Below are 13,098 nucleotides of genomic sequence, written 5' to 3'. Positions count from 1 at the left end.
GCCGAACCTTGCTACACCCTCAACAACCCCTTCTTCTCGATAAACGCGATCACGTTCTTCAGCCCGTCGAGCGCCTTCAGATTGCACATCACGAATGGCCGCTCGCCGCGCATCTTCTTTGCGTCGGACGCCATCACGTCGAGGTTCGCGCCGACGAGCGGCGCCAGGTCCGTCTTGTTGATGACGAGCAAGTCCGACTTCGTGATCCCCGGTCCGCCCTTGCGCGGAATCTTCTCGCCGCCCGCCACGTCGATCACGTAGATCGTCAGGTCCGACAGCTCCGGGCTGAACGTCGCCGCCAGATTGTCGCCGCCCGATTCGATGAAGACGATGTCCGCATCGGGAAAGCGCGCGAGCATGCGGTCGACGGCTTCGAGGTTGATCGAGGCATCCTCGCGGATCGCCGTATGCGGGCAGCCGCCCGTCTCGACGCCCATGATGCGCTCGGCCGGCAGCGCGCCCGCCACGGTCAGGAGGCGCTGGTCTTCCTTCGTGTAGATGTCGTTGGTGATCGCGACCAGGTCGTAGGTGTCGCGCATCGCCTTGCAGAGCATTTCGAGCAGCGTCGTCTTGCCGGAGCCGACCGGGCCGCCGACGCCCACGCGCAGCGGCGGCAGTTTCTTGGTGCGGCGAGCGGAGGAAGCAGTAGGTGCAGGTGCGTTCATGTTGTCTCCCGCTGGGCCGCCCCAAGGGAGGCAACAGCCCCCTCGGGGGGAGCTTTGCATGGGACCGGAGTAAGCGCTAAAGCGCCAACTCCGGTCGACGGCGAACGAATGTGAGCGTGGGGGTGGTTCATGATGGCTCCCCTTAGGAGCGAAAGAGCCGCGAATATTGCGACTCGTGGCGCGCCGACAGAATGCCGAGCTGCGGCGCAAAGGTGTTGATCCGTGCGGGCGGCGTTTGCAACGCGCGCGCGACGGCGTCGTCGATGGCAACGCGCAGCGCGACGATGATGCGCTGCCCCGCGAGCTGGCCGAGCGGCACCGCTTTCAACGCCGCGGCGGTCTGGTTCTCGACCCAGCTGAAGGCGTAGGCGGCGAGCGCGGCGTCGGTGGCGGCGTCGTGGGCGAGGGCGGCGAATGCGAAAGCGGTCGGCTGCGCGAGCGGCGTCAGCGCGGCGAGCGTCGCGCGCCGCGCCTCGTCGCCCCATTCGAGCGACACGCACAGCTGCTTGAGCGACCAGCCCATCTGCTCGGTCTCGCGGCGCAGTTCCGCGGACTCGCGGCTCGCCAGAAACTCGGCATCGGCTTCAGCCAGCGCGACGGCATCGTGCTGGCGCCAGCGTTCGATCTGATGCGCGAGAAACGGCAGTTCGCCGCGCGCGAGCACGTTGACGAGGCCGCTTGCGATCCAGTCGCGCGCGCTGTCGGCATCGGTGATCAGTTGCGCTTCGATCGCCGCTTCGAGGCCTTGCGAGTAGCTGAACGCGCCGATCGGCAGCGCAGGCGATGCAAGGTGCAGGAGCGCCGTGAGCTCAGCGACGCGCATGGCCGTGGGCGTGCCCATGAGCGTGATCGCCATCGTCGCGGTCATGGTCATGCTCGTGCGAATGCGCGCGGCCGTGCGCGTGATCGTGCTGTTCGTGCTGACCCTGCAAATCGCCGTGGTCATGCCCGTGATGCTCGTCGAACACCTGCTGTGCCAGCGCGTAGTCTTCGGCGAACGTCTCGTCGTGGCCATGTCGATGGCCGCCGCCATAGGCACCGGTTTCAGGCTGGAACGGCAGCGCGCTTTTTTCGACGCTTGCCCCGAGGCGCTTGAGCATGTCTTCGAGGACCGGGTCGGCTTCGAGCTTCAGATAGTCGACGCCGATTTCCACCGGCGTGTGGCGATTGCCGAGGTGGTACGCGGCGCGCGTGAGCGTCAGGCGGTCGGGCGCGCGCACGAGCAAGACGTCTTCCGCCGCGGCGACGACGCGCACGAGCGCGCCATCGTCGGCGACGACCAGGTCGCCGTCCGCGAGCACGGTGCCGCGCGGCAGCACGACAGCGACTTCCTCGCCGCTATCTAGCGTCGCGGCGAGCCGGCTCTTGCAGCGCGCGTCGAAGGTGAGCGTGAGCGTCGGCGCACGCGCGATCAGCGCGGCTGCGAGCTTGACGTTGGGGGCGATGCGTTTGTCGATCGTGCGCATGTCGGTATGTGCCGGCTACATCTCAGAACAAGAAATAACGCTGCGCCATCGGCAGCACCTTGGCCGGTTCGCACGTGAGCAACTGGCCGTCGGCGATCACCTGATACGTCTCCGGATCGACGCTGATCGACGGCTGCCAGGCGTTGTGGATCATGTCGGCCTTCGTGACGTTGCGGCAATTGCGCACCGGCACGAGGCGCTTCGTGAGCCCATAGCGTTCGGCGATGCCCGCGTCGGCGGCCATCTGCGAGACGAACGTGAGCGACGTGCGCGCGAGCGCGCCCGCGCGCGTCGCGAACATCTCGCGATAGTGGACGGGCTGCGGCGTCGGAATCGAGCCGTTCGGGTCGCCCATTTGCGCCATCGCGATCATGCCGCCCTTCAGGATCAGCGTCGGCTTGATGCCGAAGAACGCCGGTTCCCAAAACACGATGTCCGCCCACTTGCCGACTTCGATCGAGCCGACTTCGTGCGCGATGCCGTGCGTGATCGCCGGATTGATCGTGTACTTCGCGACGTAGCGTTTCGCGCGGAAGTTGTCGTGGCGCGCGTTGTCTTGCGGCAGCGCGCCGCGCTGCACCTTCATCTTGTGCGCGGTCTGCCACGTGCGGATGATCACTTCCCCCACGCGCCCCATCGCCTGCGAATCCGACGACAGCATCGACAGCGCGCCGAAGTCGTGCAGGATGTCTTCGGCCGCGATGGTCTCGCGGCGGATGCGCGATTCGGCGAACGCGAGGTCTTCGGCGATCGACGGGTCGAGGTGGTGGCACACCATCAGCATGTCGAGGTGCTCGTCGAGCGTGTTGACGGTGTAGGGCCGCGTCGGATTCGTCGACGACGGCAGCACGTTCGCTTCGCCGCAGACCTTGATGATGTCCGGCGCGTGGCCGCCGCCCGCGCCTTCGGTGTGGTACGTGTGGATCGTGCGGCCCTTGAACGCGGCGACCGTCGCCTCGACGAAGCCCGCTTCGTTCAGCGTATCGGTGTGGATCGCGACTTGCGTGTCGGTGTCGTCGGCCACCGAGAGGCAGTTGTCGATCGCGGCGGGCGTGGAGCCCCAGTCTTCGTGCAGCTTCAGGCCGATCGCGCCCGCTGCGATCTGCTCGATCAGCGGTTCGGGCAGGCTCTCATTGCCCTTGCCGGTCAAGCCGATGTTGATCGGCCAGCCGTCGGCGGCTTGCAGCATGCGCTCCAGGTGCCACGGGCCCGGCGTGCAGGTCGTCGCATTGGTGCCCGTCGCGGGCCCGGTGCCGCCGCCGATCATCGTCGTCACGCCGGAAGCCAGCGCTTCCTCGATCTGCTGCGGCGCGATGAAGTGGATGTGCGTATCGATGCCGCCCGCCGTCACGATCAGGCCTTCGCCCGCGATCACTTCCGTCGACGCGCCGATCGCGATCGTCACGTCCGGCTGGATGTCGGGGTTGCCTGCCTTGCCGATCGCCCAGATGCGGCCGTTCTTGAGGCCGATATCGGCCTTCACGATGCCCCAGTGATCGAGGATCACGGCGTTCGTGACGACGGTGTCGGCGACGTCGGCCGCAAGGCGCTGCGACTGGCCCATGCCGTCGCGGATCACCTTGCCGCCGCCGAATTTCACTTCTTCGCCGTAGACGGTGTAGTCGCGCTCGATTTCGATCAGCAGCTCGGTGTCGGCGAGCCGGATGCGGTCGCCGGTCGTGGGGCCGAACATCTCCGCGTAAGCGCGGCGGCCGATGCGTAGTGTCATGGTGGAACGTCCAGAAAAAGTGTTACAGCGGCCCCATTACCTTGCCGTTGAATCCATAGACGACACGGTTGCCCGCGAGTGCGACCAGCTCGACGGTGCGCTCCTGGCCCGGCTCGAAGCGCACGGCGGTGCCCGCCGCAATGTTCAGCCGAAAGCCGCGCGCTTGCTCGCGATCGAAGGCGAGTGCGTCGTTCACTTCGTAGAAGTGGTAGTGCGAGCCGATCTGCACGGGACGGTCGCCCGTATTCGCGACGGTCAGCGTGACGGTCGCGCGGCCTGCGTTCAGTTCGTGTTCGCCGTCGTCGGTGAGGATTTCGCCGGGGGTCATGCGTGCTCCTTCACGGAATCGGGTGGTGAACGGTGACAAGCTTCGTGCCGTCCGGAAACGTCGCTTCGACCTGGATGTCGGGAATCATCTCCGGCACGCCTTCCATCACGTCGTCGCGCGTGAGCAGCGTCGTGCCGTAGTGCATCACTTCGGCGACCGTCTTGCCGTCACGCGCGGCTTCCATCAGCGCCGCCGAAATGTATGCCACCGTCTCCGGATAGTTGAGCTTCAGGCCGCGTGCGCGGCGGCGCTCGGCGAGCAGCGCCGCGGTGAAGATCAGGAGCTTGTCTTTCTCTCTGGGTGTCAGCTTCATGAAAGGGTGAGAAAGTGGGAACGTAATAATTAGTTAGTACAGCGGCCTATTTTTTTGTCGTGAGGCTATCGTAGCACCACGCTATCGAGATTGTGACCGCGCGGCTTATAAGCTTTATAGGTCCGAAGGCAGTGGCGCGCCGAGTCATTTCTTCGCGGGCGGCGCGAAGAGCCGCTAACGGAGCAAAGGGCATGCCATACGAGCGGTTTCGGCGAATCGGCTCGATTCCGCAGTCCTGCGAGAGACGCGCCGCACCGTCATGGCGCGTAACGGCACCGGCAAAATCCTGCTATTGGTGCGTGCGCAACGATTGTCAGGTGGTCCAGAGCCGCAATGGTGCGGCTTCGACGCCATGCACGATGGGCCTCAATTGCAGCCAGCACTGTGTCAGCGTGTGCTGCAGCGCCTCCATCGAACGCGCGACGACGCGCACGAGCATCACGCCCGGCGTCACGCACGACACGCCCGCGCGCTGCGTGCCGCCGAAAGGCAGTTGCGCGCTCGACGATTCGGCCAGCGCGTCGGTGCAGGCGGGGCTGACGGCCCACAGCGTGCCGTACGCCGGAAAACCGGCGAGGCCTTGGGGCGCGTCGCGCAGGAGATCCGCCGCGTCGAGCTGTGCGCGCTCGAGCCACAGCAGTTGGCCTGACGGCCCGGTGATTTTCGCCACGCTCGCCAGCCTGCCCGCCGACCAGCGCTCGCCTGCCGCCTGCCGGCCGAGCTGCGTCGCGTCCCAGCCGAGCGCGGTTGCGCCCGCGGCGAGCGTCAACGAGAAATCGAGCGACGCGTCCGCGTGATCGAAGACGAGGTTGTTCTGCGGCAGCCAGTCGAGCTTCGCGTTGGGGCCGACATCGATGCGAATGCGCTGCGTGGCCGCGCGCCCGTTCGACTTGTACCACTTGGTTGCGCCGGGTGTCGTCAGCACGGCGTGCGTGTCGTCGCCGAGCGCGATGTCGATCGAGAGCCGGTCGCCGCCTGCCACGCCGCCCGGCGGATGAACGATGACGGCGTGACAGATCGCTTCGCCTTCGGGATACAACGGCCGCTGAATGCGCAGCGGACCGTCATGCAGACGATGCGCGAGCGTCGTGCGCGTGCCGTGCCTTTCAAAGCGCAGTTCGAGTTTGGCTCGCCATTCGTCTGGCGCGGCAGCGAGGCGGGCGAGCGTAGTATGAGGTTCGCAAAGAGACATGGGGGGCGAGGGGCGCGAACGCAGTCAAGCTGCCGGAAATAGCAGTGGGAACAAGACCGCGTTCGCTTCGCTTCGCGCATGATGCCATGCCACGCCACCCGTGAACATAGCAGCGCGCATCAGCCTAGTCCTGCAGTAGCTTTTTTAGCTCATCAAGAAATGATGACGCAGTAAATCCCATTTTCTCAATCGAAATCTCCTGCCCAAAAGCATCCTCAAACGCATCGTCCAAATTGCTGGAATAATTATTCTTGAAATCGTCGATTTCTAAAATTACCGACCTCCGCATGGACGGCGTAATGCTTTTTTTGTAAATCTCGATAACGCCATTAACGGTTGCATCCAAATAACGATAATCTTGATTGAGATATCCATCAAAAAACAGGCAAAGATTTGGATAAGACTCCTCTCTTCTCATACTATCCTCATTTGGTTACGTATGATGTAAGAATGTAATAGGGCATTCCGTTGTAGCGCTCGAATTTCATTACTATGCGAACCTTACTCAGAGGAACCGCTTTGCCGGTTTGCCTAACGACTCCATACCCAACCACCCGTCCAAGGTCTTCGCTCAATATAAGAAAATTGCCTGGTGAAGATTGCGCCCATGCTTTGATTCTCCCGGCATTACTTCGTGTCACCTTAGAAATAGCCCATTCTGCATTGCTAATATCAACAAAGGATGATGCCACTTTCAGATCCGACGCCAAGGCGAGGGTTAGCTGCTCTCGCCTCATGCCGGCTCAAACTGATCCGGCCCATCGTGACGCTGGCGACACGTATCGCCTTCGCCATCCCCGCAACGCCAAACGACACGCCGATATCCACCGACAAACCGATATTGTTCGCCGTCTCCGGCGGTGCCTTCATTACCTCGGCCAGCTTGGTCGTGCCCTGCTGAACCAGGGTTGCAGTATCCCGCCCCGTCCAGACTTGGCGAATCCCCGCTGCTGCCGTATCCGAGCCATGTACACCGAATACGATACATCCTGCCTTGCTGAGCATCGTCGGTTCCGGCATCACACAGAGTACGCCCGACCGTAGACGGTGTTTGCGCGCGTCCAGAGATGACGCGGCTTCACCCGCTTCACTGACCGGGCCGCTTGATTGCGTCTGCCATTGCAGCGTCCGATTTCACACCGCGATCAGCTCCCGCACGCCGTTTGCCTCCATCTCGGCGCCCGCGCCGCCCGCGATGATCTCGCCGCGGCTCATCACCCAGTAGCGGTCCGCGATCGCTCGCGCGAAATCGTAATACTGTTCGACGAGCAGCACCGTCATCCCCATCTCGTCGACGAGACGCCGCAGCGTGCGGCCGATTTCCTGAATGATCGACGGCTGGATGCCTTCGGTCGGCTCGTCGAGAATCAGGAGCTGCGGCTCGCTCATTAGCGCGCGGCCGATTGCGAGCTGCTGCTGCTGGCCGCCCGAAAGATCGCCGCCGCGGCGCGCACGCATCTCCTTCAGGACCGGAAAGAGCGTGTAGATGTGCTCGGGAATCTTCGAGGGCGCCTTGCGGCTCGCCGCGCCGATCAGCAGGTTTTCCTCGACGGTAAGACGCGGGAAAATGTCGCGTCCTTGCGGCACGTAGGCGAGCCCTTCGGCCACGCGCGCATAAGGCGGCAGCTTTTCGAGCGGCTTGCCGCGCCACGAGATCGAGCCTCGCTCGGCGTGCACGACGCCCATCAGGCAGCGCAGGAGGGTGGTCTTGCCCACGCCGTTGCGGCCGAGCAGGACCGTCAGCTTGCCTTCGGGCACTTCGAGCGCAACGTTCCTCAGGATGTGGCTGCCGCCGTAGTACTGGTTCAGCGTTTCTACTTTGAGCATCGTGTGTTCCCTTCCATCGCGTGCGTCAGCGGCCGAGATACGACTCGATCACTGCCTCGTCGCGCTTCACTTCGTCGAGCGTGCCGTGCGCGAGCACGCGGCCTTCGGCCATGACGGTGACGCGTCCGGTTTCGCCCGCGAGTGCCGCGACGAACTCCATGTCGTGCTCGACGACCATCATCGAGCACGTTCCGCGCAGCTTGTTCAAGAGCTCGGCAAGCTCCATCGTCTCGTGGTCGGTCATGCCGGCGGCCGGCTCGTCGAGCAGAAGCAAAGCCGGCTGCTGCATGAGCAGCATGCCGATTTCGAGCCGCTGCTTCTGTCCGTGCGACAGCTCGCCCGCCAGCCGGCGCGCAACGTCCTCCAGGCGGATCAGCTCGAGCGTCGCTTCGATGCGCGCTTGCGCAGCGCCGTCGAGGCGCGCGCGCAGCGAGGCCCACCAGCCTTTATCCGTCTTCATCGCGAGTTCGAGGTTCTCCCACACGGGATGATTCTCGAACACGGTCGGCTTCTGGAACTTGCGGCCGATGCCGGCGCGGGCGATTCCCGGCTCGCTCATGCGGGTGAGGTCGATCGACTGGCCGAGGAACACCTTGCCTGCATCGGGCGCGGTCTTGCCGGTGATGACGTCCATCATCGTCGTCTTGCCCGCGCCGTTCGGGCCGATCACGCAGCGCAATTCGCCCGAGTCGATCGTCAGCGACAGCGCGTTCAACGCACGGAAACCGTCGAAGCTGACGGTCACGTCGTCGAGATAGAGGATCGTGCCGTGCGAGGTGTCGATCTCGTCGGGCGTGACCGCGTGGCCCATCGAGGCGACGCCGCTCAGCGCATGGCCGTCGTCTTCGACGGCCGTGGAATCAGGAAGCATCGCGGGGACCATCGGGTTCTCGTTCATTGCGGCTTGCTCCGCTTCATCGCCATGTCGATCAGTCCCATGATCCCGTTAGGCAGCAACAGCGGTACCAGCATGAAGATCGCGCCGAGAAAGAACAGCCAATACTCGGCGAAGTGCGCCGTGAAGAAGCTCTTCGCGCCGTTCACAGCGAAAGCGCCGATGATCGGACCGATCAGCGTGCCGCGCCCGCCGACGGCCACCCAGATCGCCATCTCGATCGAATTGCCCGGCGACATCTCGCTCGGGTTGATGATGCCGACCTGCGGCACGTAGAGCGCGCCCGCGATGCCGCACAGCACGGCCGATACGGTCCACACGAAAAGCTTGTACGAAAGCGGGCTGTAGCCGAGGAACATCAGGCGTGCTTCGCCGTCGCGCACGGCGGTGACGACGCGGCCGAGCTTCGACGTGACGATCGCGCGCGCCGCGAGAAACGACAGCACGAGCACGGCGAACGTGATCAGAAACAGCACGGTGCGCGTGCCCGGATGCGTAATCGGGAAGCCGGCGATGCGCTTGAAATCGGTGAAGCCGTTGTTGCCGCCGAAGCCGGTCTCGTTGCGGTAGAAGAGCAGCATCGCGGCGAACGTCAGCGCTTGCGTGATGATCGAGAAATACACGCCCTTCACGCGCGAGCGGAACGTGAAGAAGCCGAACACCCACGCGACGGCGGCAGGCACGAGCACGACGAGCAGAAGCGCGTACGCGACATGCTGCGTGCCGTGCCAATACCATGGCAACCCATGCCAGTCGAGAAACACCATGAAGTCGGGCAAGTCGCTGCCGTACTTGCCGTCGTGGCCGATCGCGCGCATCAGGTACATCCCGATCGCGTAGCCGCCGAGCGCAAAGAAGAGCCCATGCCCGAGGCTCAGAATCCCGCAGTAGCCCCAGACGAGATCGAGCGCGAGCGCCGCGATCGCGTAGCACGTCAGCTTGCCGGCGAGCGTCAGGGCATACGCCGACAAATGAAACGCACTCGATTGCGGCAGCACGAGCGCGCCCACCGGCACGCCGATGCCGACCACGACGATCAGCGCAATGAGCGCGAGCCAGGCGCCGCGCGAGAGCAGCGCGGGACGCGGCGGCAGGCCGAGCGCGAGGTCCTTGAACGCGTCGCGTTCGGACGGCGGCGCCGCGCCCGGCGCGCCGCGGGTGTCGACGGACGGGGTGGCCGATGTCATCTCAGCACGCGCCGGGCCGCTCCAAGCGTGCTGAGGCGCCCCCTGGGGGGGCAGCGAACGAAGTGAGCGTGGGGGCTGTACCATCTCATGCCTCCGCGCTGCGGCCCTTCAAGGCGAACATGCCTTGCGGACGCTTCTGGATGAAGAGCACGATCAGCACGAGCACCGCGATCTTCGCGAGCACCGCGCCCCAGAACGGCTCGATGGTCTTGCTGACGAGCCCGAGCCCGAAGCCGCCGATCACCGTGCCCGCGAGCTGTCCGACGCCGCCCAGCACGACCGCCATGAACGAATCGATGATGTAGTTCTGGCCGAGATCGGGGCCGACATTGCCGATCTGCGACAGCGCGCAGCCGCCCAAGCCCGCGATGCCTGCGCCGAAGGCGAACGCGTACGAATCGACGAGCGCGGTCTTGACGCCGACGCACGCGGCCATCCGGCGGTTCTGCGTGACGGCGCGCACGAACAGGCCGAGGCGCGTTTTAGTCAGCACCGTCCACGCGATCAGCACGACGACGAGCGAGAACGCGAGGATCACCAGCCGGTTGTACGGCAGGATCAGGTTCTGCATGACGGTGACGCCGCCGCTCATCCACGAGGGGTTTTCGACTTGGACGTTCTGCGCACCGAAGAGCGTGCGCGTCGCTTGAATCAGGATCAGGCTCACGCCGAACGTCGTCAGCAGCGTTTCGAGCGGTCGTCCGTACAGGTGTTTCAGCACGAGCCGTTCGAGCACGATGCCGACCGCGGCCGCCGCGACGAACGACACCGGCACGGCGATCAACGGATACCAGTCGAACGCGCCGGGCGCGAAGCGCTGTACGAGGTTCTGCACGACATAAGTTGCGTACGCGCCGATCATCAGGAACTCGCCGTGCGCCATGTTGATGACGCCGATGAGGCCGTACGTGATCGCGAGCCCGAGCGCTGCGAGCAGCAGCACGCTGCCGAGCGACAGCCCGGCGAACACCGTGCCCGCGATTTCGCTGCGGCGCTGTATCGCGTCTAGCGCGTCGATGCCTTGCTGCGCGGCGGCGCGCACGCGCGGGTCGCTTTCGGCGAACGTGCCATCCGGTTGCTTCGCGACGAGCGGACGCAGCAGCTCGAACATGTCGAGATCGTGACGCGCGGCGACGAGCTGCGCGGCCTCCAGGCGCTTCGCCGGGTCTTTGTCCGACAGCGCCGTCATCGCCCACAGCGTGTCGAGGCGCCTCTTCAACTGCGGATCGGTTTCCTTGGCGCGGGCGCGGTCGATCATCGGCTTCATCGCCGGATCGGGATTCTTCAGCAAGGCGCCGATCGCGGCGCGGCGCGTCTCGGGATCGGGTGAATCGAGCTGCAGGCCCGACAGCGCGCCCGACACTTTCGAGCGCAGCAGATTGTTCAGCGTGACCGGCTGCGCGCTCGACGCGACCTTGGCCGCCACGGTCTTGCCCGTCACGGCATCGCGCGCCGTGTCGTTGTCTTGAATCAGCACTTCGCTCGCGTCGGTTGCGAGCGCATTGTCGTCGGAAAGCGCATTCAACAGCGCGAGCGACGGTGCGTCGTGGTTCGCGATCAGCTTGTCGATGGCGGCGGACTTCGCGTCGAAGTCGTCGCCCGCGAGCGGGGCGACATCGGCCGTCGTCAGCGCGAATGCGGCGAGCGGCAGGAAGCCCGCCGTTGCGAGCGCCGCGAGCGCGACGCGTCGGCGGATAGAGCTAAAAAGGGAAGACGCCATGATGACCTTTGCATTGAGTCGGACCCGGCACGGCGGCAGCAATGGCCGTTCAAAGCCGTTGCGCGCGCAACCCGTTTGCGCGCGCGCTCGGCGATTTGCCGCCGCGCCGCGCTCATAGGCGAGACAACGGCTACGCGACGCGCGAGCGCCGCAGGAACGCCGGAATCGAACTCACGACATCGGGCTTGCCCTCGTTGCCCGCGATAAAGGGGCTCCACGGCTGCGCGCGAACCGTGGTCTTGGTCCGCCACACCACGTTGAACTGACCGTCCGCACGCACTTCGCCGATCATCACCGGCTTGTGCAGATGGTGGTTGCCGTCCATGTCGAGCGTGAAGCCCGAGGGCGCCGCGAACTTCTGGCCGATCATCGCGACGCGCACTTTGTCGACGTCCGTGCTTTTCGCTTTCTCGACCGCCTGCTTCCACATATGGATGCCGACATAGGTCGCTTCCATCGGATCGTTGGTCACGCGCTTCGTGCCGCCGGGCAGGTTCTGCGAGGCGACCCAGGCGGCCCATTGCTTCTTGAACTTGTCGTTGGTCGGATTGCGCAGCGACATGAAGTAATTCCAGGCAGCGAGGTTGCCGACGAGCGGCTTCGTATCGATGCCGCGCAGCTCCTCTTCGCCGACCGAGAACGCGACGACGGGAACATCGGCCGCCTTCAGCCCCTGATTGCCGAGCTCCTTGTAGAACGGCACGTTCGAATCGCCGTTGACGGTCGAGATCACGCAGGTCTTGCCGCCTTGCGCGAAGGTCTTGATGTTCGCGACGATGGTTTGGTAATCGCTGTGGCCGAACGGCGTGTAGACCTCTTGAATGTCGGTCTCCTGCACGCCTTTCGAATTCAGGAACGCGCGCAGGATCTTGTTCGTGGTGCGCGGATACACATAGTCGGTGCCGAGCAGGAAGAAGCGCTTCGCGCCGCCGCCTTCGGCGCTCATCAGATATTCGGTTGCGGGGATCGCTTGCTGGTTGGGGGCCGCGCCCGTGTAGAACACGTTGCGCGACATTTCTTCGCCTTCGTATTGCACGGGGTAGAACAGCAGGCCATTCAGCTCCTCGAACACCGGCAGCACCGATTTGCGCGACACCGAAGTCCAGCAGCCGAACACGCACGCCACTTTGTCCTGCGTGAGCAACTGGCGGGCCTTTTCGGCGAAGAGCGGCCAGTTCGATGCGGGGTCGACGACGACCGGCTCGATCTTGCGGCCCATCACGCCGCCGCTCGCGTTGATTTCGGCGATCGTCATCAACGCGGTGTCTTTCAGCGAGGTTTCGGAAATCGCCATCGTGCCCGACAGCGAATGGAGGATGCCGACCTTGATCGGCCCCGACTGCGCACGTGCAAACGGACTTTGCCCCGCCAGCGCGAGCGCGCCGGACATCGAACCGAGCTTCAACAGACTGCGACGTTTCATGTAATTCCCCTTGCCGTAGGATGGTGAACGTTATGTTTGTGAGTACGCGCGAATGCTGTGCTGCCGCACGAATAGCCGGTGGATTACTGCAAAGACCGTGCCATGCGAAGCGTTGCTGGCTTCGCTTGTAACGGCGCGGTTCGACGTCAAGCGGCGGCGCGTGACGGCGGACGATGTTGGTGCGGCGCGCGATGTGGCGCCTCGCTGCGGTGCACCTTGCGCCGTAACGAAGCGCGGCGTTTTGCGCCGATGGCTTTTGCGGTGCACGCGTGCCGCGCGGTTGTGCATGGGGCGTTGCGTGCCTAGACTAGAAACCCGGCCGCCCCCCAAGGGGACTTCCTTCGGGCGGACCG

15 protein-coding genes are annotated in these 13,098 nt (G+C 64.6%); all 15 read right to left on the bottom strand.

The window, feature by feature from the left end:
• Nucleotides 1–11 precede the first annotated feature (11 nt).
• The gene (gene ureG / locus J3489_RS18200; protein ID WP_207000291.1) at nucleotides 12–665 is read right to left on the bottom strand and encodes an urease accessory protein UreG; all 654 of its coding nucleotides are present in this window, start codon (nucleotides 663–665) and stop codon (nucleotides 12–14) included.
• Between the two features lie 142 nt (nucleotides 666–807).
• Entirely contained in the window at nucleotides 808–1,488 is a 681-nt protein-coding gene (locus tag J3489_RS18195; protein ID WP_207000561.1) for an urease accessory protein UreF, read from the bottom strand.
• On the bottom strand, nucleotides 1,475–2,131 hold the full coding sequence (gene ureE / locus J3489_RS18190) for an urease accessory protein UreE (RefSeq protein WP_207000289.1): 657 nt from the start codon (nucleotides 2,129–2,131) through the stop codon (nucleotides 1,475–1,477). The genes J3489_RS18195 and ureE overlap by 14 nt, the downstream gene beginning before the upstream one ends.
• A gap of 22 nt (nucleotides 2,132–2,153) precedes the next feature.
• A complete protein-coding gene (ureC, locus tag J3489_RS18185) occupies nucleotides 2,154–3,860 on the bottom strand; it encodes an urease subunit alpha (protein WP_207000287.1) in 1,707 nt (568 codons plus the stop codon).
• A gap of 22 nt (nucleotides 3,861–3,882) precedes the next feature.
• A complete protein-coding gene (locus J3489_RS18180; RefSeq protein ID WP_207000286.1) occupies nucleotides 3,883–4,188 on the bottom strand; it encodes an urease subunit beta in 306 nt (101 codons plus the stop codon).
• Nucleotides 4,189–4,198: 10 nt separating this feature from the next.
• Nucleotides 4,199–4,501, bottom strand: a complete 303-nt coding sequence (ureA, locus tag J3489_RS18175; protein ID WP_207000275.1) for an urease subunit gamma — start codon at nucleotides 4,499–4,501, stop codon at nucleotides 4,199–4,201.
• Nucleotides 4,502–4,814: 313 nt separating this feature from the next.
• A complete protein-coding gene (locus tag J3489_RS18170) occupies nucleotides 4,815–5,693 on the bottom strand; it encodes an urease accessory protein UreD (protein ID WP_207000274.1) in 879 nt (292 codons plus the stop codon).
• A gap of 124 nt (nucleotides 5,694–5,817) precedes the next feature.
• Entirely contained in the window at nucleotides 5,818–6,111 is a 294-nt protein-coding gene (locus J3489_RS18165) for a contact-dependent growth inhibition system immunity protein (RefSeq protein ID WP_207000273.1), read from the bottom strand.
• A 7-nt stretch (nucleotides 6,112–6,118) separates the two neighbouring features.
• Nucleotides 6,119–6,430, bottom strand: coding sequence for an RNase A-like domain-containing protein (locus J3489_RS38585; RefSeq protein WP_309491387.1), 312 nt, complete (start codon nucleotides 6,428–6,430; stop codon nucleotides 6,119–6,121).
• A complete protein-coding gene (locus J3489_RS38580; RefSeq protein WP_309491392.1) occupies nucleotides 6,366–6,698 on the bottom strand; it encodes a hypothetical protein in 333 nt (110 codons plus the stop codon). Before J3489_RS38580 ends, J3489_RS38585 begins: the two co-directional genes overlap by 65 nt.
• Nucleotides 6,699–6,827: 129 nt before the next feature.
• A complete protein-coding gene (gene urtE, locus J3489_RS18155; protein WP_207000272.1) occupies nucleotides 6,828–7,520 on the bottom strand; it encodes an urea ABC transporter ATP-binding subunit UrtE in 693 nt (230 codons plus the stop codon).
• Nucleotides 7,521–7,545: 25 nt separating this feature from the next.
• Nucleotides 7,546–8,418 carry an urea ABC transporter ATP-binding protein UrtD gene (gene urtD / locus J3489_RS18150; protein WP_207000270.1) on the bottom strand — a complete coding sequence of 291 codons (873 nt, stop codon included), beginning with the start codon at nucleotides 8,416–8,418 and terminating at the stop codon, nucleotides 7,546–7,548.
• On the bottom strand, nucleotides 8,415–9,602 hold the full coding sequence (gene urtC / locus J3489_RS18145) for an urea ABC transporter permease subunit UrtC (protein ID WP_207000268.1): 1,188 nt from the start codon (nucleotides 9,600–9,602) through the stop codon (nucleotides 8,415–8,417). The genes urtD and urtC overlap by 4 nt, the downstream gene beginning before the upstream one ends.
• Before the next feature lie 85 nt (nucleotides 9,603–9,687).
• Nucleotides 9,688–11,322 (bottom strand): urea ABC transporter permease subunit UrtB, encoded by a 1,635-nt coding sequence (urtB, locus tag J3489_RS18140; protein WP_207000266.1) that lies wholly within the window; start codon nucleotides 11,320–11,322, stop codon nucleotides 9,688–9,690.
• Nucleotides 11,323–11,452: 130 nt separating this feature from the next.
• Nucleotides 11,453–12,745 (bottom strand): urea ABC transporter substrate-binding protein, encoded by a 1,293-nt coding sequence (gene urtA, locus J3489_RS18135; RefSeq protein WP_207000264.1) that lies wholly within the window; start codon nucleotides 12,743–12,745, stop codon nucleotides 11,453–11,455.
• Nucleotides 12,746–13,098 lie beyond the last annotated feature (353 nt).

This window comes from Trinickia mobilis (assembly GCF_017315705.1).
In the GTDB taxonomy this organism is placed as follows: domain Bacteria; phylum Pseudomonadota; class Gammaproteobacteria; order Burkholderiales; family Burkholderiaceae; genus Trinickia_A; species Trinickia_A mobilis.
This window is presented reverse-complemented; position numbering and strand designations above follow the sequence as displayed.